General features: G+C 54.3%; 25 protein-coding genes. 11 read left to right on the top strand and 14 right to left on the bottom strand.

The window, feature by feature from the left end:
• Positions 1–10 precede the first annotated feature (10 nt).
• The 3 genes from istA (at position 11) to EDF78_RS15225 (ending at position 2700) form a co-directional block, all read left to right on the top strand.
• Positions 11–1027 (top strand): IS21 family transposase, encoded by a 1017-nt coding sequence (gene istA, locus EDF78_RS15235; protein ID WP_208294479.1) that lies wholly within the window; start codon positions 11–13, stop codon positions 1025–1027.
• Positions 964–1635: an IS21-like element helper ATPase IstB gene (istB, locus tag EDF78_RS15230; RefSeq protein ID WP_243839462.1), complete on the top strand. Its 672-nt coding sequence runs from the start codon at positions 964–966 to the stop codon at positions 1633–1635. Before istA ends, istB begins: the two co-directional genes overlap by 64 nt.
• Positions 1636–1860: 225 nt before the next feature.
• Complete coding sequence (locus EDF78_RS15225) at positions 1861–2700, top strand: sugar phosphate isomerase/epimerase (RefSeq protein ID WP_095921713.1); 840 nt, start codon at positions 1861–1863, stop codon at positions 2698–2700.
• 8 nt (positions 2701–2708) lie between these two features.
• Here the strand turns inward: EDF78_RS15225 and EDF78_RS15220 are convergent, their stop codons facing one another.
• The 4 genes from EDF78_RS15220 to EDF78_RS15205 all read right to left on the bottom strand — a co-directional run bounded on the left by EDF78_RS15220 (position 2709) and on the right by EDF78_RS15205 (position 7252).
• Positions 2709–3689: a LacI family DNA-binding transcriptional regulator gene (locus tag EDF78_RS15220; protein ID WP_095921712.1), complete on the bottom strand. Its 981-nt coding sequence runs from the start codon at positions 3687–3689 to the stop codon at positions 2709–2711.
• A gap of 97 nt (positions 3690–3786) precedes the next feature.
• Positions 3787–4935: a Gfo/Idh/MocA family oxidoreductase gene (locus EDF78_RS15215; protein ID WP_133823397.1), complete on the bottom strand. Its 1149-nt coding sequence runs from the start codon at positions 4933–4935 to the stop codon at positions 3787–3789.
• Entirely contained in the window at positions 4936–6000 is a 1065-nt protein-coding gene (locus EDF78_RS15210; RefSeq protein ID WP_133823396.1) for a sugar phosphate isomerase/epimerase, read from the bottom strand.
• A 16-nt stretch (positions 6001–6016) separates the two neighbouring features.
• Positions 6017–7252, bottom strand: coding sequence for an MFS transporter (locus EDF78_RS15205; RefSeq protein ID WP_133823395.1), 1236 nt, complete (start codon positions 7250–7252; stop codon positions 6017–6019).
• A 496-nt stretch (positions 7253–7748) separates the two neighbouring features.
• Here EDF78_RS15205 and EDF78_RS25810 point away from each other — a divergent pair, with 496 nt between their 5' ends.
• Positions 7749–7937, top strand: a complete 189-nt coding sequence (locus tag EDF78_RS25810) for a hypothetical protein (protein WP_243839457.1) — start codon at positions 7749–7751, stop codon at positions 7935–7937.
• 51 nt (positions 7938–7988) lie between these two features.
• On the opposite strand, the gene EDF78_RS15195 is transcribed toward EDF78_RS25810, so the two are convergent.
• Positions 7989–8891 carry a LysR family transcriptional regulator gene (locus EDF78_RS15195; RefSeq protein ID WP_133823394.1) on the bottom strand — a complete coding sequence of 301 codons (903 nt, stop codon included), beginning with the start codon at positions 8889–8891 and terminating at the stop codon, positions 7989–7991.
• Between the two features lie 102 nt (positions 8892–8993).
• Here EDF78_RS15195 and EDF78_RS15190 point away from each other — a divergent pair, with 102 nt between their 5' ends.
• Positions 8994–9878 (top strand): alpha/beta hydrolase, encoded by an 885-nt coding sequence (locus EDF78_RS15190; RefSeq protein ID WP_133823393.1) that lies wholly within the window; start codon positions 8994–8996, stop codon positions 9876–9878.
• A gap of 227 nt (positions 9879–10105) precedes the next feature.
• Here EDF78_RS15190 and EDF78_RS15185 read toward each other — a convergent pair whose 3' ends face one another.
• Together EDF78_RS15185 and EDF78_RS15180 are read right to left on the bottom strand one after the other, a co-directional pair.
• Positions 10106–10726, bottom strand: a complete 621-nt coding sequence (locus tag EDF78_RS15185) for a dTMP kinase (protein WP_095925118.1) — start codon at positions 10724–10726, stop codon at positions 10106–10108.
• Between the two features lie 241 nt (positions 10727–10967).
• A complete protein-coding gene (locus EDF78_RS15180; RefSeq protein ID WP_133823392.1) occupies positions 10968–11255 on the bottom strand; it encodes a DUF1330 domain-containing protein in 288 nt (95 codons plus the stop codon).
• 134 nt (positions 11256–11389) lie between these two features.
• On the opposite strand from EDF78_RS15180, the gene EDF78_RS15175 reads away from it, so the two are divergent.
• Positions 11390–12304, top strand: coding sequence for a LysR family transcriptional regulator (locus EDF78_RS15175; protein ID WP_133823391.1), 915 nt, complete (start codon positions 11390–11392; stop codon positions 12302–12304).
• A gap of 101 nt (positions 12305–12405) precedes the next feature.
• Here EDF78_RS15175 and EDF78_RS15170 read toward each other — a convergent pair whose 3' ends face one another.
• The 5 genes from EDF78_RS15170 to EDF78_RS15150 all read right to left on the bottom strand — a co-directional run bounded on the left by EDF78_RS15170 (position 12406) and on the right by EDF78_RS15150 (position 17782).
• Complete coding sequence (locus tag EDF78_RS15170) at positions 12406–13377, bottom strand: chemotaxis protein (protein WP_133823390.1); 972 nt, start codon at positions 13375–13377, stop codon at positions 12406–12408.
• 195 nt (positions 13378–13572) lie between these two features.
• Positions 13573–14550, bottom strand: a complete 978-nt coding sequence (locus tag EDF78_RS15165; protein WP_131693333.1) for an MDR family oxidoreductase — start codon at positions 14548–14550, stop codon at positions 13573–13575.
• A 104-nt stretch (positions 14551–14654) separates the two neighbouring features.
• The gene (locus EDF78_RS15160; RefSeq protein WP_229920955.1) at positions 14655–15293 is read right to left on the bottom strand and encodes a TetR/AcrR family transcriptional regulator; all 639 of its coding nucleotides are present in this window, start codon (positions 15291–15293) and stop codon (positions 14655–14657) included.
• A gap of 155 nt (positions 15294–15448) precedes the next feature.
• Positions 15449–16786, bottom strand: coding sequence for an LLM class flavin-dependent oxidoreductase (locus EDF78_RS15155; protein ID WP_133823389.1), 1338 nt, complete (start codon positions 16784–16786; stop codon positions 15449–15451).
• A gap of 9 nt (positions 16787–16795) precedes the next feature.
• Entirely contained in the window at positions 16796–17782 is a 987-nt protein-coding gene (locus EDF78_RS15150; protein WP_133823388.1) for an MsnO8 family LLM class oxidoreductase, read from the bottom strand.
• 230 nt (positions 17783–18012) lie between these two features.
• On the opposite strand from EDF78_RS15150, the gene EDF78_RS15145 reads away from it, so the two are divergent.
• The 5 genes from EDF78_RS15145 to EDF78_RS25650 all read left to right on the top strand — a co-directional run bounded on the left by EDF78_RS15145 (position 18013) and on the right by EDF78_RS25650 (position 22653).
• A complete protein-coding gene (locus EDF78_RS15145; RefSeq protein ID WP_095921692.1) occupies positions 18013–19197 on the top strand; it encodes a M20 peptidase aminoacylase family protein in 1185 nt (394 codons plus the stop codon).
• 204 nt (positions 19198–19401) lie between these two features.
• Positions 19402–20331 (top strand): ABC transporter substrate-binding protein, encoded by a 930-nt coding sequence (locus tag EDF78_RS15140; RefSeq protein WP_195817031.1) that lies wholly within the window; start codon positions 19402–19404, stop codon positions 20329–20331.
• A gap of 15 nt (positions 20332–20346) precedes the next feature.
• Positions 20347–20850: a GNAT family N-acetyltransferase gene (locus tag EDF78_RS15135; RefSeq protein WP_095921690.1), complete on the top strand. Its 504-nt coding sequence runs from the start codon at positions 20347–20349 to the stop codon at positions 20848–20850.
• Between the two features lie 27 nt (positions 20851–20877).
• Complete coding sequence (locus EDF78_RS25655) at positions 20878–21792, top strand: amino acid ABC transporter permease (protein ID WP_095921689.1); 915 nt, start codon at positions 20878–20880, stop codon at positions 21790–21792.
• 15 nt (positions 21793–21807) lie between these two features.
• Positions 21808–22653 (top strand): amino acid ABC transporter ATP-binding protein, encoded by an 846-nt coding sequence (locus EDF78_RS25650; protein WP_229920953.1) that lies wholly within the window; start codon positions 21808–21810, stop codon positions 22651–22653.
• Positions 22654–22857: 204 nt separating this feature from the next.
• Here EDF78_RS25650 and kdgT read toward each other — a convergent pair whose 3' ends face one another.
• Both kdgT and fsa read right to left on the bottom strand, forming a co-directional pair.
• On the bottom strand, positions 22858–23856 hold the full coding sequence (kdgT, locus tag EDF78_RS15120) for a 2-keto-3-deoxygluconate transporter (protein WP_095921688.1): 999 nt from the start codon (positions 23854–23856) through the stop codon (positions 22858–22860).
• A gap of 259 nt (positions 23857–24115) precedes the next feature.
• The gene (gene fsa, locus EDF78_RS15115; protein WP_133823387.1) at positions 24116–24781 is read right to left on the bottom strand and encodes a fructose-6-phosphate aldolase; all 666 of its coding nucleotides are present in this window, start codon (positions 24779–24781) and stop codon (positions 24116–24118) included.
• Positions 24782–24912: the final 131 nt, after the last annotated feature.

Raw genomic sequence — 24912 nt, 5'->3', positions numbered from 1 at the left:
AATGCTTATCATGGAAACTATCGCCAAGATCCGTCGTCGTCATCTCGTCAACGGCGAAAGCATCAGTGCTATTGCCCGATCTCTCAACCTTTCTCGTAATACCGTCAAAAAATATATTAGTGCCGCCCATGAACCCCGCTACCAGCGGCAATACCAACACAAACCACAGTTAGGTCCTTTCCTCGATATCCTGGGAAAATGGTTAGAACATGACCAACTCCTGCCTAAACCCCGGCGGCGGACTTCGCGCCGATTATTCGAAGGACTGCAAAATGAGGGCTATCACGGGGCTTACGACAGCATCCAGCGACATGTCAAAATCTACAAGGCAAGCCGCAACCCCAGTAAACTGACCCAGGCTTTTATTCCGCTTTCTTTTGCACCCGGAGAGGTCGGACAGTTTGACTGGAGCTATGAATATGTTGTTCTCAGCGGCGTTTCCCACACCATTAAATTAGCTCATTTCCGCCTGGCCTATAGCCGTCAGATGTTTGTCATTGCTTATCCCCGTGAAACCCAGGAAATGGTGCTCGACGCCCATGTAAAAGCCTTTTCTTTCTTCGGCGGGGTTCCCCGCCAGATGATTTACGACAATCTCAAAACCGTCGTCCAGACCGTATTTGCCGGTAAATCACGCCGCTTCAACGGCCGTTTCATGACGCTGGCGAACCATTATTTGTTCGAGCCCGTGGCCTGTACTCCGGCATCGGGTTGGGAAAAGGGTCAGATTGAAAATCAGGTGGGCAATATCCGTGAGTGGCTGTTTACCCCAACGCCTCATTTTGATGATTTTGCCGGGCTTAATGCCTGGTTAGCTCAACGCTGTGCCGAACTTGCATCACGTCGCCATCCACAGCGGGCAGAAACTATCGCCGCCGCGATGCGCGATGAACGACCGGCCTTAAACCCGGTATCTATGCCGTTCGACAGCTATGTAGAACAGCTTCTGCGCGTCTCCAGCACCTGCTTAATCACGATAGACCGCAACCGCTACAGCGTACCGGCCGCGTGGGCAGGTATCAGATGAAATCGGCTCGTTTCCCACATCACCGTGATCTGACGAACTTCGAATGGCAGGAAAGTCCGTTGCTAGCGGAACACATCGCTCAATTGGCGGCAGGAGGATATCTGGAGTCAGCACACAATCTGATTTTGGTGGGTGGCACAGGAACGGGCAAAACCCATCTGGCGACGGCGCTAGGCGTTGCGGCGGTGGAACAGGGAAATCGTGTTCGCTTTTATAACGCGGTGGATCTGGTCAACCAATTAGAAAAAGAGAAACAGGCGGGAAAAGCAGGCAATCTGGCCCGACAGCTGATGGCGGTAGATGCGGTGATCCTGGATGAACTGGGCTACCTCCCTTTCCCTGGTTCAGGCGGGGCCCTGTTGTTCCACCTGATAAGTCAGCTGTACGAAAAGAGCTCACTGATCATCACGACGAACCTGAGCTTTGGCGAATGGGTGAGCGTGTTCGGGGATGCGAAGATGACAACGGCGCTGCTGGACCAGGTAACGCATCACTGTGAAATTCTGGAAACGGGGAATGACTCATACCGGTTTAAATCACGAAAAAAACGGCCTGAACCCTGCTCAATATTGGACGCTGTTTGCTGCTCAAAATTCAACGCTGATTGACACCTAAGGCATTGTTCGTCAGATTATGCAAAATCATACCTCTTCAAGAGTGTCTCTCTTTTAGTGTTAAAATACCTGACTGGCTGTAAATCACCCGAATAAGATGAATGCCGTCCCCGATTTGAGGTCCATCACATTTTCGCAAAAGTCAGCACAATTATAAAGTAATCGATTACTTTTTGTCGTAGCTTTGTAATCGATTACTTTTCATCATCCGGAGACCTTATGTTTACTCGAATACTGGCCAGTTCATTGCTGTTTGCTTCCGTCGCGCTCACCTCCTGCCCTGTCGCGGCGGCTGAGGCTGATAATGACATTGCTTTGCAAATGTATACCCTGCGCAACGTGGGTTCGGCGGATAAACAGTTCGCCATGGCGCACGAAGCGGGTTTCAAAAATGTCGAAATTGTCGGCACACACGACCTGAGCGCGAAGCAAATGCAGGCGCTGCTGGCAAAAAATCAGTTAAAGGTGACCTCGGCGCACGTTCAGCTGTCCGCCCTGGAAAGCGCCTACGCCCAGACCCTTGCCTTTAATAAAGCGGTGGGTAATAAAACCCTCATCGTGCCGTGGATTGAAGCGGAAGACCGCCCAACCGATAGCCAGGGCTGGATTGATTATGCCAAACGTCTGGATCGGCTCGGCGCAAAATTGCGCAAAGACGGCATGCAGTTGGGTTATCACAACCACAACTTTGAGATGAAAAAATATGATGGCGTGACGGCACTTGAAATTATCATGAATCACACCCAGCCCGAGAACCTGAAGCTGGAAATGGATGCTGCCTGGGTATCGCGTGGTGGCCAGGATCCGGTGCGTTTTTTGAAAGAATATCCCGGCAGGATTTATGCCATCCATGCCAAGGATAACGCCGCAATTGGTATCCGCGATGATGAAATGAACTTTGCGCCTTTAGGCGAAGGGTTACTGGACTGGCAGACCATTCTGCCGGCAGCGAAAGCCAGCGGCGTGAAATGGTTCATCATCGAGCACGACAAACCGAACGATCCCTGGAGCATTATCACCACCTCCCTGCGCAACTTACGGGCGGCACTCAGTCACTGATGACGGACTTATGCGCTGGCGCGTTCCGTTAAGTGCCAGCTCATCATTATCCGCTGCGCGGGTGACTCAGGATGTTCAATTTTCTGCAGTAACAGGCTGAACGCCTGGCGGCCAATGTCCTTCGACGGCTGCACGATGGTGGTCAGCGGCGGTGAAACCATTTCGGCCAGTTCGGTGCCATCGAATCCAGCCACCGCGATATCTTCCGGCACCCGCAACCCCGCCTGCTGAATGGCCGACATCGCCCCTGCTGCCAGCGTGTCCGAAACGGCAAATACCGCATCCGGACGTTCTTCTGCCGCCAGCAATTCTTCCATAGCCAGCTTGCCGGCGCTAAAACTCAGTTCGCTGGCATAGGTTATCGCCTGCCAGGCCTGTTTGCTGGTTTCCAACTGACGTGTATAGCCTGTCTGCCGCAGCTGCGCATATTTATAACTGAGGTCGTGGTTGATCAGCGCAATGCGCTGACGACCCTTTCCACTGAGATAACGCACCACTGCCTGCGACGCATCAGCATCATCAATGCCAACACAGGAAACCTCGCCCGCATCCGCATACTCGGCGCACTGCACCCATGGGGTCTCGCCAATTAACTGGGTCAGTTCGGGAAGTTTACTGAAGGCGTCCATGGTGATAATGCCATCCACCATTTTGCCTGCCAGCAACTGCAGGCTGGAGCGTGAACGTTCAATACTGGAGCCGGAGTTACACAGCAGAATACGGTAGCCATTTTTTTCGGCCTGTTCTTCAATGCCTTTCACCACATCGGCGCAGAACGGGTTGGATATGTCTGAGACTAGTACCAGAATCATTGAGCTGCGTGAGGTGCGTAACTGCCGCGCCAGCAGGTTGGGCTGGTAATTGCTTTGTCTGATCGCCTCGAGCACTCTCTCGCGATTTTTGTCTTTAACGCTGTCGCTGTTGTTTAACACCCGCGAGACCGTCGCGACAGAAACGCCCGCTAAACGGGCGATTTTTTGGATGGACATGGTAGCAACTCTTGCTCAGTCAGATGACACGCAGGTTACCATAAATCTGTCTGCACAATAAGTTAGCCCGGCCGGCGTCTGCCGACCGAGCCAGGCTTCAGTTACTGACGCGCACCCATCGCTGCTGCTGATGGCTTTTCAGGATCGCATCGACAATCGCCATCACCTGCGCGCCGTCGCTGAAGGTGGCAAACGACAATCCTGGCGAGGCCGGTTTGCCCTGCTCCACCGCCTGATAGAACTGCTGCATCATATTACGGAAAGCATCTGGCCATCCCTCAATGTGCCCGCCGGGAAAACGTGCCCGTGCCGCCACCTCCGGGTTCATCAGCGAAGGATCGTCGGACAACAGCTGATTGGCCTTGTGACGATGCCCAAGCCAAAGCTGCTGCGGTATTTCCTGATCCCAGGCTAATGAACTCAGGCTGCCGTTCACCTCGAGACTAAGACGGTTTTTGCGCCCGGCTGAAACCTGCGAAACGCTAAAGCTGCCTTTGCTGCCATCATCGAAGCGGAACAGCACAAAGCCCATATCTTCCGTGGTCACGTCGCGGGATTCGTACTGCATTTCTTCTTGCTGCGCCCCAAAGGTTGCCGACGTATTCAGGCTGGCTTTACGCGTGGGCCAGACGATCGACAAATCGGCCATCACCTCGACGATTTTCCGGCCGGTGACGAACTGAATGGTGTCGCACCAGTGCGAGCCGATATCCGCCACGGCGCGGGAAGCGCCTCCTTTTCCGGCATCAACGCGCCAGTTGTAATCAGTCTCTTCCAGCATCCAGTCCTGCAGATAGCTACCCTGCGCCGAGAACAACCGGCCCAGTTGCTTGTAACGCATCATGCTGGCGGCCTGCTGTACCATGGCGAACTGGCGATAAACAAAGCTGACGCCATGAACCACCCCCGCTTTTTCGGCAAGTTCGACCAGCTCACGGGCTTCCTCCATCGTCATGCACAGCGGCTTCTCAGAAAACACATGCTTGCCGGCGCGCAGGATCTGCCGGTTAATTTCTGCGTGCAGATGGTTTGGAGTACAGTTGTGAACCGCATCCAGCCCAACATGTTGTAAAAATGCCGCGACGTCGCTGTATGCGTGAGGCACGTTGAGTTCAGTGGCGCGCGTTTCTGCTGCCGTCTGAGTGGAATCACAAATCGCAACGACCTGAATATTGCCAAGGCGACGCAAGGCTTCAATATGCGCCGGACCAATAAATCCGGTGCCAATAATGCCGACATTGATCATCTAAGCTCCCCTGTCCAGACCAAGCTGCGCGCGTACGCTGGCGTGGTCGCCCTCCTGAGCGGCAAAGTCATCAAACGCACGATCGGCCACCGGAATAATGTGACGCTGGATAAATTCGGCCCCTTCGCGCGCGCCTGTTTCGCTGTCTTTTAAGCAGCATTCCCACTCCAGTACTGCCCAGCCGCCGTAATCGTACTGTGCCAGCTTGCTGAAAATACCTTTGAAATCGATCTGACCATCGCCCGGTGACCGGAAACGTCCGGCGCGATCAAGCCAGCGCTGATAACCGCCATACACGCCGCTGCGACCGTTTGGCAGATATTCCGCGTCCTTGACGTGGAAGGCCTTGATGCGTGAGTGGTAGATATCGATAAACTGCAGATAATCAATGTGCTGCAGATGCAGATGGCTGGGATCAAACAGGATATTGCAGCGCGGATGATTATTCACCCGCGCCAGAAAACGTTCAAAAGTCACGCCATCATGTAGGTCTTCGCCCGGATGAATTTCGTAGCAGACATCCACGCCATGACTATCGAATTCATCCAGCACCGGCTGCCAGCGTCGCGCCAGTTCCTCAAACGCTTCCTCCAGTAGCGCAGGATTATGCTGTGGCCACGGATAGAGATACGGCCAGGCCAGTGAACCTGAGAAGGTCGCATGGGCACTGAGCCCCAGCTTCGCCGAAGCCGCGGCGGCCAGCTTTACGGTGTTAATCGCCCAGGCGGTGCGTTTTGCATTGTCACCACGCACCTGTGCCGGGGCAAAGCTGTCGAAGGCCAGATCGTGCGCCGGATGCACCGCGATCAGCTGGCCTTCAAGATGGGTAGACAGTTCACTCACCACCAGACCGTAGCTGGCCAGCACCCCTGTCACCTCATCGCAATAGGTCTGGCTGGTTGCAGCGCGTTCAAGGTCGAAAATCGACGGGTGGTTACAGGGTATCTGCAGCGCCTTATAGCCCAGCGCGGATGCCCATTGTGCCAGCCCGTCCAGCGTATTAAAGGGCGTCTGTTGCCCGATAAACTGCGACAGAAAAATCCCGGGTCCTTTTAACGTTTTCACGTTTACCTCCAGTTAATTAAGCCGCTTCATCCCGATATTTAAAGGTGAAGAGGAAAAGTAAAGCGATCGCCGCCGCCGCAACGGCGGGGATCCACCAGAAAATTGCCCAGTTCTGCGCGGTGCCGTGGCCGGCAACCAGGCTGTTGTAAAGCACACCTGAGATTTGCGAGCCCAGCAGCATGCCAATGCCATAGGTGAACATCACGATCATGCTCTGCGCCTGTCCTTTCACCTTGTCGCCGGCAATGCGATCGGTATAGATAAAGCCCACGACAAAGAAGAAGTCATAGCAGACGCCGTGCAGCAAAATGCCGAGGTAGATCAGCGCGCGGCTTTCGTCACCCATACCCAACGCAAACAGCGCGTAACGGATAAACCAGGCGCACATTCCGGCCAGCAGCATGTATTTGACGCCGAGGCGTCGGAACAGCAGCGGGATCACCAGCATGAAGAAGATTTCGGACATCTGGCCAAACGACATCACGGTGCTGACGTTCTCTACGCCCGCGTCCACCAGCCATGAGGCCGTATAGGCGTAATAAGTGCCAAGGGGAATTGAAATCAGCGTGGCGCACAACGAGAAGATAAAGAAGTGGCGGATTTTCAGCAGCGCGAAGGCATCGGCGCAGAACAGATCGCGTAGCTGAAATGGCAGACCTTTAGCCGGCGCCGGGGTATGCGGCAGCGTCAGGCTGTAAATAGCCAGCGCCACCGAGCAGACCGCCGCCAGAGAGAAGATGGTGGTGCTGGACGAAATGCCGGTGACGCCAATAAATATGCCCGCCACTATCCAGCCGATGGTGCCGAACACCCGCACCACCGGGAAACTTTTGTCACTCCTGGCCAGGCTGTGAAACGCGATGTTGTTCGACAGCGCCAGCGTGGGCATAAAGCACAGCGTGTAACCGAACAGCAGTGCAATCAGCAGTGCGCCGTTCTCCGCCACCAGTGCTGCGGGAACAAACCACAGGATCACCGCACCCAGCATGTTCATCACCGCCATCACTTTTTGTGAAGGAAAGAAACGATCGACCAGCATTCCCAGCACGAAAGGAGACAGAATCGACGCGATGGGCCCCGCTGAAAACGCATCACCGATCAGCAGCGACATATTGTGCTGAGTCATCACCAGCCCGAGCGTGACCGACCAACTGCCCCAGATAAAGAACTGCATAAACATCATCAGCGACAGCCGGGGAACCAAAAGCCGGTGCTGCGGAATGACGACGTCAAAACGTTGTGAAGTAGACATAAGTAAACTTTCTCCAAGAAAGTAATCGATTACATTTCATTAAAACAAAATGTAATCGATTACAAAAAAACTAAATTTTAAATGGATCACATTTTTGAAGATCCATTTCAGTGCGGTTTCCGCCAAATCTGTTCAAAAGGTGCTTGAGGGACAAATTACTTAGAAAATAAATTGCAGTTTGCGGCCATAAACTTGCACAAAATTATCTTTTAATATTTGCGGAGTGGTAGTCGACTAAGAGTTGACCTGCTCCCCACCTATTAACATAGGCTGAAGTTCGAAACGCCCGCTCTGGCACGCAGCGGACAGGCTGGATGGTCATCAGGTCCGCTATGAGCTGTGAGTTCAGCCGACAGTTAAATCTCTTTGCACACAGTTTCACATAGGATAATACCTTTGACGTTACCTCTAATTACGCTTCATTTTCAGAGAGTAAAATAGTCATGTCCACTCATGCTGCGGAACGCTCATACCAGATTTATGGAACCCGCAACTATTGGTGGTCATTCTGGTGGTCTTGACAGAAAGGGATTTCAGGTTTAGCTTATTTATTAGCCAGTTACTGGCAAAGGTGATCCCAGTCAGAGGAGCCAAATTTAGAGAAGCCCGCTTAAGGAAACTTAAGCGGGCTTTTTGTTTGGCGTCAGGTGTGGGATGTGGGCGAGGAGCGGACGCTACCGGCTAAATTCCACTCCTCATTCTTCGCTCCTCAGATTGGATGCAAAAAAAGTGGTTATCACCACTCCGGCAAATCTATCTTCAGGGTCTCCATTAAATACGCCACAAACACCCGCACTTTGCTGTTCGCCATTTGCCTGGTCGCAAAGACCGCACTCACCGGCATCGCACCTCTCGTAAACTCCCGCAACAGGGGAACCAATGCCCCAGACGCTAAATCGGGTCCAGCCAGCCATGCGGGAATTTGCGCGATGCCCATTCCGGAAAGGGCGGCGGCGCGTTGCTGTTCGCCATCGTTGCTGCGAAAACGCCCCTGCGGAATATGAATTATCGGCTTACCTTGTTCATCGAGGAAGTGCCACGGGTGGACGCCACGGCCGCCATTAAACACAATGCACTGGTGATTGCCCAGTTCAGCAGGTGAGCTGGGAGCACCGTGTCTGGCCAGATAGCCCGGACTGCCTACGGTGATCAGAGGACTTTCCGCAAGCTTGCGTTGTGTTAAGGCAGAATCTTGCAATTCACCGTGGCGGATTGCGATGTCGATATTCTCCTCAATCAAATCAATATGTCGTTCGGAGACGCGCAGTTCAATGTTAAGCGCCGGATAGCGCTCAAACAGTGCAGGCAGGCGTGGAACGATATAGAAACGGCCAAAAACCGGTGCGACAGATATTCTCAACGTGCCCGCCGCTTCATCCGCGCCATATTTAACGCTGGATTCCAACTGGTCGTACTCATCAAGTAAACGCAATGCGCCGTCATAAAACTCTTTACCCGCGTCGGTCAATGCAATTCCGCGCGATGAACGTTTCAGCAACTGATGGTTGAACTGGTTCTCCAGCGCGGCGATTTGTTTGCTGACGGCAGATTGCCCAATACCTTCTTCTTTGGCCGCTGCGGAGAAACTCTCGCACTCCACTACGCGCATAAACAGCCGGATGGCATCAAGTCGATCCATTAGGTAGTCCAAAATAGAATAGATGGTATTCCATTAAGCCATCTGGTTGCTGAAATTGGAATGGTTTAACGTCTTCTCACACCCCCTATATGTGAGAACATCATGAACAAAACACATCATCCATTAACCGGGCATGACCGTCTGCACGTCGTGCAATCCCTGGCTGAACAACAAGACCTCCGAAACAATTTTTCCGGGACAATGCGCGAGTTTTATGACGCTATGTGCGAGCAAACGCCGCTGGCAGAAGGTGTGCACTGCGAACAAAACGATGCCTCGGGATATTGGCTGCACCCGCAAGCCACCCGCAGCGAATGCGTCATTGTCTTTATTCATGGCGGTGCCTATATGCTCGGAAGTGCGCGGGCGTATCGTGGATTAGCCAGCCAGTTAGCGGTGCGTACCGGCTATTCAACCTTTGTATTGGATTATCCACTGGCACCGGAACATCCCTTCCCTGCTGCACCAGATAAGGTGAACGAAGTGCTGATGGAGTTGATAAACAGCGGAGTTAACCAAATTGCGTTGGTTGGTGATTCGGCTGGCGGAGCGCTCTCGCTGGTGGCTATGCAAAATCCGCAGCTGGCGGAGAAGGTCCGGTCAGCGGTGGTGTTTTCGCCCTGGACCGATCTGACATTTAGCGGCGCATCTTTCAATGATCCCTCGATGCGTGACCCTATTTTCCAGCCGTCAATTTTGCAAGATGCTGCGCTTGAGTACCTGCAGGGCGGTATGGTTAAGGATGAACGTGCATCGCCACTGTTCGCCAGGTTCGACACACTGCCGCCGCTGGCGATTCAGGTAGGAAGCGAGGAGCTATTGCTTGATGACGCAATTCGCTTTGCGGAAAAAGCGGCAGAATTGGGGGGTGTGGTGCAACTGGATATCTATGAAGGAATGCATCACGTGTTCCAAAGTGATATTCGTTTGGATGCATCGCGCCATGCATTGGATGCGGCAGCAGAATTTATTTGCCAGCACCGTTAAATTGTGTGATTCAGATGGTCCCCAAATGAACATCATACTCAGCACTAAGGTCTGACATCAGGCAGGCTTTAGTGCCAGGCAGTGTTAGCTTTTTTATCAAGCAATAGAGGCCAGATTTGTTTACGGGCTCGGGGGGAACTCCTGAGTTCTGTGGACACAATCTCGCAAAGAACCGAATTTATGATTCTCTTTCTGGGTGCCTGATCAGGCCCGGGTAGCGCATGGCATTACTGGCGACATGCGCTGACTCTGTAAATCTCAGCAACAACCTGCCTGGTTGCCTCTTCGATCGTTCCTTCGTTACGGCACATAAACCAGCCGTGCTCAGCGATTTCCCGCCCGAACGCCACGGTACAGGCGACATGCTCCTCCAGCTGATGAATCACCGTACTACCCAGCCCACGCGATCGGGCTGCGGCCCTTGCCCACGAAATTTCAGGCGCAGTCACGACCCCGACATGCAGGTCTGGCGTTCGCACGTTTCGCTCAATGTTAAGCTGTAAAATCTCTGCAAACGGCACCATCCGGCGAAACGCGGCATCAGACGGGTACCAGCGGTCCATCAGGATAATGCTGTCCGCTGGCTGTTTAGTCAGCACGTGCCGGGAAATCCAGGCACGACTGTCAGCAAAGCGTTCACACACTTCACGTTCCAGATCCAGCGTGGGATTTCTGGCGAGTTGATTCACGAGAACCATGGTTTCCCCCCTGAAGGGATCGCTTTTTTTCTCGCTAAGCCGGATCACCTTCTTGTTATCGGCCCTTAGTACTTTCGTAATGGCCTCCAGCAAGGTGGTTTTACCGGCGCCCTTGGGGCCGTCCAGAGTAATAAACAGCTGACGACTCATCCCTGAAATGACGAGTGACAGTCTGTTTTTGTATTGCTCAAATCTGGCAAAAGCATCTAACTTCCTTCGAATTAGGGTCATTGCCCATGTTAAATGGGCTGTGCGGCGTAGTTTAAGGGATCCGACGGGAAAACGGAAAACGCCCGCGTTAAGGCTGTTATTTAAGCGGGCAAGTGCTGAGGGGTAGTTATGATCGGTGAAATCAGCGTGTCGATGTACCGCTACCCTGCTTTACATAAAATCAGACGCCTTCAATTAATACAAAGGTTCCGGTCACAGCACCTGCGCGGATTGCTCTGGCAGCCTGATAGCCGGGACTCTCATAAAAACGCTTTGCCTCGGCAAAGGAAGCAAACTCAAAAACGACGTGCCTTTCATACGATTCGCCCTCCAGATTTTCTGACTGACCGGTGCCGGCAATCAGCTCAGGACTGAATTCCTGCATTGCCTCTCCGGCGGCTTTGGCATATTCCGCATAAACAACGGGATCCGTAACATTAACATGAGCGATTAAATAACCTTTTTTCATTTTTATTTATCCTTCGTAAACGGGGGTGTATTTCAGCGTGAAGCACCTAAACAGGGTGTAAAGACAGTCTATTGCGTATTACATTAGGCATAAACACCCCAATAATGAACGCACTGTTATCCGGATGAGTAACAATGAAAAATCTTGATGCACTGACTATTTTCGTGCGCGTGGCAGAAATGAAAAGCTTTACGCTGGCAGCCGAAAGTCTGGGAATTCAGAAAGGACGCGCTTCAATGGTGGTGCGGGAGCTGGAGCAAGAGGTAGGCGCGACGCTTTTGCACCGCACCACGCGAAACGTGCAACTGACAGAAGATGGCCGCATTTTTTATTCGCGCGCACGCGACCTGCTGGCGGAAGCAGAGGAATTGCAGTCCATGTTTTCCCATGGCGGCGTGTCACTGCGCGGGCGTTTACGTGTTGATATGCCGGCTATTCTGGCACAAAGCGTCATTATCCCCGCACTGCCACAACTGCTGAATGCTCACCCGGAATTCGAACTTGAGCTTTCCAGTACAGACCGCCGTGTTGATCTGGTTCTGGAAGGATTTGATTGCGTAATTCGTCTGGGTCCCCTTGTGGATGAGACGCTGATTGCCCGGCCGCTGGGGCAACTCCGCATGATCAATGCGGCGAGTCCGGACTATCTGGAACGATTTGGTGTACCTCAGACGCTTGATGACCTTCTTCATCAGGGACACAAGATGGTGCATTACCTGCGCAATTTCGGTTCGAAACCTGACGGATGGGAATATCCGTCCGCAGAGGGTTACAAATCGCTGATGTTACCCGGCACGATGACGGTCAACAGCGTACCCGCCTACCATGAAGCGGGGCTTGCGGGGCTGGGCTTAATTCAGGGAGGTTATTCCGCACTCCTCCCCCATATAAAACGGGGAACATTGGTTGAAGTCCTTCCCCATCTGCGGCCCCGGCCGCTGAATGCCTCTTTCGTCGTTGCGCACCGGCGCAATCTGTCGCAGCGCGTGAGAGCCTTTATGAGCTGGACGGAAGAAGTACTGAAACCTTACTTTGACTCGTGTCAGTGAGGATTGCGGGCAGGAACGCCACCCGGCCGTAGAGTCATGACCTGTCAATAATAAAGCCCGCACACTGGCGGGCTATATTATGTTTATCACGTCATCACCTGTCAGGCATGGGCGATTTTTTTCGCATCCAGCGCTTTATGGATGGCGGCTTCCAGTTCGTTGATTTCAAACTTCGCCACGTAGCCGTCGGCACCGACTTTGCGCACGTGATCTTCGTTGGCGCTGCCGGATAATGAGGAGTGAATAATCACCGGAATATTTTTCAGGAATTCATCGCGCTTGATATTCAGCGTCAGGGTGAAGCCGTCCATTTCCGGCATTTCCAGATCGGTTAATACGAAGGAGATTTTATCGGCAATCGGAATCCCTTCGGCTTTGCATTCTTCGGCCAGTTTGCGGATTTTATTCCAGGCTTCCAGACCCGTCACATGCATCTGCGCCGGGATCTCCATCATGTTCAGACCTTTTTCCAGCATCTGACGGGCGACTTTCGAATCCTCGGCGACAATCGCCACCGTGCCCGGTTTCAGTTTAAACGCGCTGGTCCGCTTTTTATCCATGTCGATATTGCTGTTCGGAATAATGTCATGGAGGATTTGTTCCACGTCGAGCACCAGCGCCAGACGGGTGCTGGATTTATCGGTATCCAGACGCGCAATACTGGTGATGTTACGGCTTTTCACCCCGGCTTCGGCGGCCAGAACCTGGCTCCATTCCAGACGCACGATGTCGTCAACGGATTCCACAGCAAACGCCTGAGTGCTGCGCGCGTACTCCGTCACCAGCAGGATATTCAGACCGGTTTTCGGCACACAGCCGACGACGGCAGGCAGGTCGATGACCGGAATAATTTCGCCACGAATGTTCGCCATGCCCATCATCGGCGAGGCCATTCCGGCAGCCTTGGTCAGGGTTGGCATCGGCACGATTTCGCGCAATTTAAAGACGTTGATACCAAAAAGTTCAGACTGCTCGTCGTCAGGCGACGTCCCCAGACGGAACAGCAAAAGTTCAAACCGGTTTGATGAAGTGAGATTAGTTCTCTCATCAATTTCTTTCTGAAAATTATCCATACTTTCCCCATGGCTTTTGTTATTTGTTTTTGACTGTGTTTGCGCTGTACGTCATTCGGAAAATAAGGAATTCCATTCTCTTTTTTCTCAGAGGGACTGCTTATTTATCGGCTGGTCAGGGGAAATTCTTTATAGCGGGGGAAAAATTGAACGGGAAAAGATCCCGGTATCGCGAAGGATACCGGGTGAAACAGGTCAGCCGCCGATTTTCACCAGCGTGCGCCCCTGAATTTTGTTACTGAGGAAATCCGCCGCAACGGCCGGAGCCTGTTCCAGCGTAATTTCCGTTGCTGCCTGCTGATAGAAACTTTCCGGCAGCGTGTTCTGCAGACGTTCCCAGACCGCCGCACGGCGCTCCGCAGGCACGGAAACGGAATCCACGCCCTGCAGCCGGACATTACGCAGAATAAACGGCATCACGGTGGTCGGCAGGTTGAAGCCCCCCGCCAGACCGCAGGCCGCCACGCAGCCGCCGTAGTTGGTTTGTGCCAGCACTTTCGCCAGCACTTTATCCCCGACGGTATCCACCGCCCCCGCCCAGAGTTGTTTTTCCAGCGGACGGGTTTCGGCAAAATCATCCCGTGAGAGGATCTCGCTGGCACCGAGTTTACGCAGGTAATCATGAGTCGATTCGCGACCCGTCACCGCCGCCACGGTATAGCCGAGCGTATGCAATAACGCGACTGCCGTGCTGCCGACGCCGCCGCTGGCACCGGTGACCAGCACCGTGCCGCTTTCCGGCGTGACGCCCGCCTCTTCCAGCGCCATCACGCACAGCATGGCGGTGAAACCGGCTGTGCCGATAATCATCGCGTTACGTGCGGCCAGCCCTTCCGGCAATGCCACCAGCCAGTCGCCTTTAACACAGGCCTGCTCAGCCAGACCGCCCCAGTGCGTTTCGCCCACACCCCAGCCGGTCAGAATGACAGATTGCCCGACGGAAAAACGCGGGTCATTGCTGTGGCTCACGTGGCCGGCGAAATCAATGCCCGGCACCATCGGGAACTGGCGGATGATTTTGCCCTGACCGGTGATTGCCAGCGCATCTTTATAATTCAGACCTGACCAGCTGATATCCACCAGCACGTCGCCTTCCGCCATCTGCGGCAGTGCGATGTCTTTCACGGCGGCCAGGGTGGCCTTATCTTGTTGCTCGAGAACCAATGCTTTCATTTTTGTCCCTTTATGATTTCAGGCGTTTGACGTTTTTGTCGTGAGTGATGCGATGACTCACGTCATGATTGCAGGTGCTGTTTTTCGAATTTATGCGTAAGAAATTACTGAATGCTGTGGCGGAAATACGCCCAGAACTGATTAAGCGGGTCGGCAGAACGGAACAGTTTTGCGCGCATCACCGCCCCCTCCCAGCCGGACCAGAATATCTGCGCCAGTTGCGCGGTCTGAGTGGTGCTGGTGATATCTCCCGTCTGCCGGGCTTCCTCCAGGCACGCGGCGATGCGGATTTCCCACTCGCCTAAAATGGCTTTCAGCGTTTGCGGAAAATCGTCCGGCAGCAGCGGGGACTCCTGCAATAAATTGCCGACCAGACAGCCGCGTCTGAATTCAAACTTCGCCATTCCCTGCCCGGCATGCGCCACAAAATCATCGATGCGTTGCAGCGGCGGCAGCTCAGTATTGAGCAGAAATTTATCGAGTTTATGGGCGAAAAACGATCCGTAAGCCATCAGCACGGCCATGCCGAAATCCTGCTTACTTTTGAAATAGTGATAAAACGAGCCTTTCGGCACCGCGATATTTTTGATCACCGTGTCAATGCCCGCCGACAGGTAACCCGTTTCTGTGATGACTTCCAGACCCGAACGGATCAATGCCTCACGGGTATCCGTGAACTCGCGTTCCGTTCTTGGCGGACGCCCGCGACGGGGCCTGATATCAGTTGTAAGGGTCTCACTCATCATTTAGACCGATCGTTTTTTAATTGCGGAAAGCGTACGCCCAATTGTTCAGACAGGCAACCCCGCCGCGGTGTCTGCCGATAAAAACCTGCAAAACAAAAAGCCCGCACCGGGTCACCGGAGCGGGCTGAGACAAAAGCTAAAGTATGTTGTAACTATTTTATGCTCACCGCCTCGCGAACGGATCCCTGCACGCTGTAACGGTTGGTTTTGAACGGAATATCTAAACGCTCGCGTAGCGTCGTGGCTTCCGACGGATGCCAGTAGCCGCGTGCTGCCAGCACCGGTAACACCAGCCGGGTAATGTCGTCCAGCGCCTCGGTCAGCACCGGGCCGCTGATGATGAATCCGCTGGCACCGCCCTCTTCCACCCAGCGGATCAGCCGGTCGGCGACCTGCTCCGGCGTGCCGAAGAATTCGCCGCGCGGTAACGTGGCCTGATACGCCACTTCCCGCAGTGTGAGGTGCTCTTCCCGCGCCCGTTTCTTGATGCTGTCGGTGGTGGAGCGGAAGGTGTTTTGGCCCAGATCACCCAGTTCCGGGAACGGGCCGTCAGGCGGATACTGGCTGAAATCGTGGTGGTCGAAGAAACGGCCGAGATACGCCAGCGCATCGTCCAGTGACAACAGCGACAGCAGATACTGATATTTCGCCTCGGCTTCTTGTTCGGTTTTGCCGACAATCGGGCTGATACCGGGGAAGATGCCCACCGGATGACGGCCATTTTTGCTGACCTGCGCCTGTAATTTTGCCGCGTACTCCTGCGCTTCTTCCAGTGAGCGGGCATTGGTAAACACCGCATCGGCGGATTTACCTGCCAGCGCGATCCCGGCATCTGAAGCGCCTGCCTGGAAAATCACCGGCTGTCCCTGCGGCGAACGCTGAATATTCAGCGGCCCTTCCACCGAGAAAAACTGTCCCTGATGATTGAGTTTATGCAGCTTTGCGGCATCGAAGAACACGCCGCTTTCGCGATCCCGCACAAAGGCGCCGTCTTCCCACGAATCCCACAGCCCCTGCACCACGTTGATGTACTCCTCGGCAATCTGATAACGCAGTGCGTGTTCAGGATGATCTTTACCGAAGTTTTTCGCTGAACCGGCCAGCGGCGATGTCACCACATTCCAGCCCGCCCTTCCCTGACTGATATTGTCGATGGATGCCAGCTGACGCGCCACGGTAAAGGGATCGCTGTAGGAGGTCGAAATGGTGCCCGCCAGCCCGATGCTGTGCGTCGCTGACGCCAGCGCCGACAACAACGCCACCGGCTCGAAACGGTTAAGAAAATGCGGCAGCGATTTTTCATTGATATGCAGACCGTCGGCCACAAACAGGAAATCAAAACCTGCGGCTTCCGCGCGCAGCGCCAGATCGCGGAAATACGGGAAATTAACACTGGCATCCGCGGGCGCTTTTTCGTGACGCCACGAATTCATGTGCCCGCCTGCACCGTGCAACATCAGACCCAGCTTGATACTTTTTGAATGGCTCATGAAATCTCCTTACAGCTGGCCAGCCAGCAATTCGATGGATTTGAGACGCACATCGGCCTCGGTCAGTGGGGTATGAATGACAAATTCGTTCACGCACAGGCGGCGCTGGATATCGCGCAGTTGCTGATGGATATCGCCCGGCGTGCCGTGCAGCACGCTGATCTGCTGTTGTTCGATATGGTATTGCGTCGCACCGGACTGCCGCACAAAGGCTTCCGCCTGTTCGCGGGAGCCAACGGTGACATGGCGGTCGCCCACCGTGACGCGGAAATTATGTCGTTCGGCCACCTTTTCAGCGGCCAGCTCGCGGGTTTCAGCCGCCAGCACCGCCAGACTGACCAGCGCCTGCCCTTGTCCGGCGGAATATTCGTGGAAGGCCAGCACCGATTCGGTCATCGCTTCGGCGGAGGCATTGATAAAACCGGCGAACACAAAGTTCCAGCCCAGCGATGCCGCCAGACGGGCGCTTTCTTTGCTGGCACCGAGCAGAAATCGCTGCGGCGCAACCGGCGGACGTGGCAACGCACGGGCTTCGGTGCCCGCCAGATGATCATCAAGATGCGTCAGATAATGCGTCAGTTGCTGTAACTGCGCCGGGAAACCGGGCGCTGATTCGGCCGGTGCATGGGCGCGCAACGCTTTGGTCGACAGCGGTAAACCACCGGGCGCTTTGCCGATACCGATATCCACGCGATCCGGGGCCAGTGATGACAACAGATGGAAATTTTCCGCCACTTTATACGGGCTGTAATGTTGCAGCATCACCCCGCCGGAACCGATGCGCAGCCGGGAGGTGTGCGCCAGCAGCCAGGCAATCAGCACTTCCGGCGAACTGCCCGCCAGCTTTTCAGCGTCGTGATGTTCCGATACCCATAAACGGTGATAGCCCAGCCGTTCGGCGGCCTGCGCAAAGGTCAGCGTGGCATTCAGTGCCTGCGCCGCCGTCTGCCCATCATTAATCGGGCTTTGGTCTAATAAACTCAGTCGGTAATTCACCTGGGTATTCCTTTTTATCCGTCGTGATAAAAAGAGTTCCATGAAATAAGGGTAAAGCTAAATAATAAAAACACGTTTCTATAGTCAGTATTTTGCTATGCACCGCGCTGTGCAAAATGACTATAAATTATAGCGACTGAGTATTTAGTTATTCTCACCGTGCTGACTAGCATGAAATGACCTGCTACCTCTCCTGAACACGCATTATCAGACAATAGGGTTATTTCGCTATGAGCATTTCACTTGCAGAAGACACGAAAAATATCACCTCCGGCACTCCGTCAGGATTAGAAGAAACACTCATCGCTTATCGCCGTGAATTACATCAGCACCCTGAATTATCCAATCAGGAATTTGTGACCACGCAAAAAATAACGGAGTGGCTGAATGCCGCCGGGATCCGCATTTTATCACTTGGCCTGAAAACCGGCGTCGTTGCAGAAATCGGCCCGCAGACCGGACCGGTGGTGGCGTTGCGCGGTGACATCGATGCCCTGCCGATTGAAGAAGCCTCCGGCGTGCCGTTCAGTTCGCAACAGCCCGGCGTGATGCACGCCTGCGGCCATGATTTCCACACCTCGGTGATTCTCGGCGCGGCTTATTTACTTAAAGCACGCGAAGACCAGCTCCCCGGCCGCGTGCGGCTGTTTTTCCAGCCTGCCGAGGAACGGTTTGGCGGCGCATCGCAACTGATCAAAGCCGGTGCGCTGGTCAACGTCGATGCGATTTTCGGCCTGCACAATGCGCCGGAACTGCCGGTCGGAACTTTTGAAACCAAAGGCGGCGCATTTTATGCCAACGTTGACCGCTTCCAGATCACCGTCACCGGCAAAGGCGCGCACGCCGCTCATCCCGAAGAAGGCACTGACAGTATTGTCACCGCCAGCCATATCGTGACCGCGCTGCAAACCGTGGTCAGCCGCAACGTCAGTGCGCAGGATGCGGCGGTGGTCAGCGTCACCCGCATCGAAGGCGGCAATACCTGGAATGTGTTGCCGCAAACGGTCGAACTGGAAGGAACGGTGCGCACCTACAGCAGCGTTATCCGCGAACAGATCCCGCAGCGGATCCGCAAGGTGATCACCGGCGTGGCTGAGGCCCTGGGCGCGAAAGCGGAACTGCACTGGTTCGGCGGGCCGCCTGCTGTGGTGAATACGCCACGCTGGGCGGATTTTGCCTTACAGGCGGCCGCTGATTTTGGGTATAACGCGCAAGTGGCGCAGGCGCAGATGGGCGGTGAAGACTTTGCTTTTTATCTGCATCATGTGCCTGGGGCGTTTGTCAGCATCGGCTCGGCCAGCGATTTCGGATTGCATCATCCGCAATTTAATCCGGATGAATCGGCCATTTATCCGGCGGCGAATTATTTCCAGCAGTTAGCGGAAAAAGCACTGCGGGAATTAAGCGAAAAATAACCTTTTCATTCCTGATCTTATTCTCTCATGCCCGGTTATTCCGGGCATTTTTCGTGGTTATTTTATGCCGTCATGTATTTCTACTTTATCTCTTTGATTATTTAATTTTGTTGTTTTACATCCCTGTAACACTCGGGAATAGTGAAAACGTCACCACACGATAATCACCATAAACAATAAGAATGCAGGGTAAACAGAATAATGATGAAACATAGCGCCACTTTCACCGCGACCACCATCGCCGCATTATTGAGTTTTTCTGCGGTGGCACAGGCCGCGCCGGGAATAGATCTGATTGCCAATGAAACGCCAATTCATACGCCGAAAAGTGCTGAAGCCGCGGCCAAAATTCCGGCCAATTTTAAGTTTGTTGAACCCGGCACGCTGACCGTGGCGCTGGCGGTTCTCGGCAGCGCACCGCCGTTCGGCCTGTATGCCCGCGACAATAAAACCGTGATCGGCAGCGAAGCGGATATCGCCCGTCTGGTCGCCGACGGTTTGGGCCTGAAACTCAAGGTGGTGCCCGCCTCGTGGGAAGACTGGCCGCTCGGCGTCACTTCCGGAAAATACGATGCGGCGATCTATAACATCACCGTCACCAAAGACCGCAAAACCAAGTTTGATTTCGCGACCTATCGTCAGGACACGCTGGGCTTTTACGTGAAAAGTGACAGCAAAATCACGTCCATTACGTCTGCGCCGGACATCGCCGGTAAACGCATTATCGTCGGCTCCGGCACCAATCAGGAAGCGGTATTGCTGGCCTGGGACAAAGAAAATCAGGCCAAAGGATTACCGGCGCTCAAGCCGCAATATGTCACTGATGACGCCGCCGCGACGCTGGCGATCCAGTCCGGTCGTGCCGATGCCACCTTCGGCCCTAACGTCACCGGTGCGTATAAAGCCCTGCTGACCGGCAAAACCAAACTGGTCGGTACCGTGCCCGGCGGCTGGCCGAAAACGGCCAATATCGCTGTCACCCTGAAAAAAGGTAACGGACTGGTGGATGCCGTGCAGGCATCGCTGAACAGTGCCATCGCCAGCGGTGCTTATATCAAAGTACTGGATCGCTGGGGTGAAAGTGTCGAGAAAATTGACCATTCAGAAATTAATCCGCCGGGACTGGGCGACTGATCAGGAGCACGAACAATGAGCGAAGACGTTTTTATTCAGATTGCGCCGGAAGACCCGCTGATTGCGCCGGTGATTGAAGGATTATTCGGTGAATATCGCGACCGCTACGGCGATTTTTTCTCAAGCCAGCCACCGGAAGATAACAGTGTGTTCTCTGCGCCCGATGGCACGTTCATTGTTCTGCTGAGAAACGGCGCGCCCATTGCCATGGGCGCGTACAAACGCTACGACGAGCAGACCGCCGAGCTGAAGCGTATCTGGACTCACCGGTCGCTGCGCCGTCAGGGACTGGCGCAAAAAATCCTGCACGAGCTGGAACGCCGTGCCGCCGCGTACGGTTACCGGCAGGTGTTTCTGACCACCGGTTTCCGTCAGCCGGAAGCCGTCGGACTGTATTTATCCCACGGCTATCAGCCACAGTTTGATACCCGTCTGGATCCGGAAGTGTTTTCCCGTCCGCCGTATGACGGACGCCTGCCGTTTACCAAGGCGCTGACAGCTGACGTTCCCGTCACCTGAACTGCAACCTGACAGAAAGAGAACGTTATGAGCGAAAATGCCCCTTCATCTGTACGTCATCCCCCGCTGAAAGTGGTGCCCGCGCGTTATCCGTGGCGGCTGGCCGGTGCGGTGTTTTCCGTGTTCATTCTGCTGGGGATTATCCAGTCGATTGCGACGAATTCCCGCTGGGAATGGGGCGTGTTTCGTCAGTGGTTTTTTGATCCGGTGATTTTGTCAGGGCTGGGTAAAACGCTGTTGCTGACGCTGCTCGGCACGGTGTTTGGCGTGATTTTTGGCACCGTGCTGGCCCTCGCCCGCCTGTCGAAATCGTACCTGCTCAACGCCCTTGCCTGGGGGTATATCTGGCTGTTCCGTTCTCTGCCTCTGCTGCTGGTGCTGATCATCCTCTATAACTTTTCCTATCTGTACGACAACCTTTCCCTTGGCATTCCGTTCACCACGATTTCCTTTTTCAGCACGCCGACCGTCAATTTGCTGGATCAGTTTTCCGTCGCCGTACTCGGCTTGTCGCTGGTGCAGTCGGCCTATACCGCAGAAATCATTCGCGGCGGCATTTTGGGCGTAGAACACGGTCAGCATGAAGCGGCGGCGGCTTTAGGGTTACCGGCTTACCGCCGCACCTTCCGCATTATTTTGCCGCAGGCGCTGCGCTCCATTCTGCCGACCGGCTTTAACGAGGTGATCAGTCTGGCGAAAGGCACGTCGATCGTTTATGTGCTGTCGATGCCGGAGCTGTTTTACACCGTGCAGGTGATTTACAACCGCACGCAACAGGTCATTCCGCTGCTGATGGTCGCCACCATCTGGTATCTGCTGATCACCACCGTATTATCGGTATTGCAGTATTACGTCGAACGTTATTTCGCGCGTGGCACGGTGCGGCAGGTCGCGCCAACGCCTTTGCAACGCCTGCGTCTGTGGCGCACCGCCCGTTCTTAATAAAGGGAAAACCGAATGTCTGAAGCCTTTGATTTATTCGTTAACCGCCCGGCAGACGCCCCCGCAGAACGCCTGTTTTTGCATAAGCCGCAGGCCGCCACCGTCGGGCGCATCGATATCCATAATCTGAGCAAATACTACGGCGCACACAAAGCGCTGGATAATGTCAGCCTGAGTATTGAACCCGGCACCGTGACCGTGATCCTCGGCCCTTCCGGCTCGGGGAAATCCACGCTGCTGCGCACCATTAACCATCTGGAGCGGGTTGATGAAGGCTTTATCCAGATTGACGGCGATTACATTGGCTACCGCCGCAAAGGCGATACGCTGTATGAACTCAAGGAACGCGCCATTCTGAAACAGCGTACGCACGTCGGTTACGTGTTCCAGAATTTTAATCTTTTTCCGCACATGACCGTGCTGGATAACATCATTGAAGCGCCGGTGGTTCACGGTTTATTCCCGCGTAAACAGGCCATCGCCCGCGCCTATGAACTGCTCGATACCGTCGGATTGCGCGAAAAAGCCCATGCCTGGCCGCGCCACCTTTCCGGCGGCCAGCAGCAGCGAATCGCCATCGCCCGCGCACTGGCGCTCAACCCGAAAGTGATGTTGTTCGATGAACCCACTTCCGCGCTGGATCCGGAACTGGTGGGCGAGGTGCTGGATGTGATTAAAAAGCTGGCGCAGTCCGGCGTGACGCTGGTGGTGGTCACGCACGAAATCGGCTTCGCGCGGCAGGTGGCAGATCAGGTGGTGTTTATGGTCGATGGCGCCATCGTCGAAAGCGGAAGTGCTGAACAGGTGCTGGACCGGCCGCGCCATGAACGTACGCGGCGGTTTCTGGAGAAAGTGCTTTGACAGCACTCTTAAGGTGAATACGGTTTTGCTCCTCCCCCTGCGAAGGGGGAGGCGGGAGGGGGTTTTAAAGACAACACAAAAGCCAAAGCACACTTTAACCCATTGAATTGTCATTAATACCCCACCCCAACCCTCCCCTTCGCAGGGGAGGGAGTTGTCCTGCATATACCTTCCGGGTTAATGCCTCTTGCCCAACTAAAACCGTTATTTCACACTCGCCATCGGCGGATCCATCGCCACTTTGCCTTTCACCGCTTTGCTCTTCACTCTTCTTGACCACATGGCTGTCAGGATCGGCACCAGGATGGATGTCACAATCACCGAGGTGGCGACCAGCGCCGTGGCGGCCGGAGCAATCGGTTTGAACTGCGGCACCATTTCTGCAATCAGTACCGGCGTGGCGACCGCCGCACCGGCGGAACTGGAGGCGGCAATGCCTGCCGTTCCGTCGCCGCCACCGATGAATTTATCGGCAAGGATCAGCGGGATACCGGTGATGACGATCACCGCCACACCCAGCATTACGCCTAACAGTCCCGTTTGTGCGATCACGCTCAGGTTGATGGTGTTACCCAGTGCGAAGGCGAAGAACGGGATCAGCGTTTGTACCGCTTTGCTGAAGAACTCGCGCAGTTCCGGATCAAGATTACCTAAGCCAAAACCGACCAGGAACGGCAACACCGCACCGACGAAGACGTGTGGCTCGAATGACGCGATACCTGCCGTGCCGAGGATCACCATGGTCATCAGCGGGCCGGATTCCAGCGACATCAGCACAAATGCACCGGCTTCTTCTTTGGTGCCGTATTGCTGCATCACAGAGGCGTAAAGACCGCCGTTGGTCATGTCCATTGAGGCGACCAGCGCCAGCACGGAAAGCCCGGCAAAGAATCCGAACTCCACGCCATTCTCCGGCATAAACCGGGACGCCACCGCCGCCACAATCCACGCGACCGCAATTTTGGTGACCACTAAGGTGCCGGATTTACGCAACACCGTACCGGTCGCGCTGAGTTTGATGGAAGCGCCCATGCAGAAAAACCACACCGCCAGAATCGGTACGGTGCCGGTCATCAGTCCGTTGGTAAAGGAGCCAAAATATTTGCCCGAATCAGGCGCGAAGGTATGGCACAGCGCACCCAGGAAGAGAGGCACTAACATCATCCCACCAGGGATTTTTTCTATCGCTCGTTTAATGTGCATATTTTTTCACCTGATTTAAAAGTAACGGACTACCGAATGCCGCTACGTTATCCATTTATCAGAGTGATAAAAGTGATTCACTTCATAAATTGAAACGATGTTTCTATTTTTTAGATCGCTAGTTTTATAAATTTAATTCGTCAATATTTGATTGCGGAGGGAAATCACATTTTCGACTATTAATACGAAAATTCTTAACCCGCAGACGTAAAAAAACCCGCAGCAGAGGTCTGTGCGGGTAGGTTCATGCGCCGGACAATTAACTCAGCGTGGTGGTGCCAAACGCCTGCTGCCAGTCGGCTTCAAATTTTTCCACCGCTGCCTGTACCGCAGGCGTGTTGAGCAGTTGTTCGGCCACATCCACCGGCAAGGTGATGGACTGACATCCCGCCAGCAGACAATCCATTGCCTGGCGCGGCGTTCTGAAACTGGCAGCCAGCACTTTTGACTGCGGCGCGTGCAGACTGAGCAATGTCTGCAATTCTTTCACCATCGCGATGCCGTCACCACCCTGCGCATCCAGACGGTTCACATACGGCGCGACATATTCCGCCCCGGCCAGCGCCGAGAGCAACCCCTGACCGGCGCCGTACACCGCCGTGCCGAGCGTCGGGATGTTCATGCTTTTCAGTTTCTTAATGGCCGCCAGACCTTCACGGGTGACCGGCACTTTCACCACCAAACCGGAGACACGTTGCGACAATAACAGCGCTTCGGCAACCATCTGTTCGGCGTCGGATGCCATGACCTGCGCGAACAATTTGCCGTTACCGCCCAGAGCATCACGCAACGCGGGCAACACTTCCCACAGCGATTTTCCTTCTTTCGCCACGATGCTCGGATTGGTGGTAACCCCCTGCAACGGCAGGATGCGCGACAAACGTTTTACCGCAGTGACATCGGCAGTATCGAGATACAGCTCCATAACTTTCTCCCTGAAACTTGTGAGTGAATGCAAAGTTCAGAGAGTGTACGCCTGCAAGCAGAAGGTTTGTTGATCGTCATCAAAATCACTTTCGAATGAAAGCTTGTAAATTACGAAAGAATAAACCGGAA

Origin of the sequence: Rahnella sp. BIGb0236, from assembly GCF_004364755.1 — a bacterium.
In the GTDB taxonomy this organism is placed as follows: domain Bacteria; phylum Pseudomonadota; class Gammaproteobacteria; order Enterobacterales; family Enterobacteriaceae; genus Rahnella; species Rahnella victoriana.
Note: the sequence above shows the minus strand (reverse complement) of the source record. Positions and strands in the feature narration are given on the sequence as shown.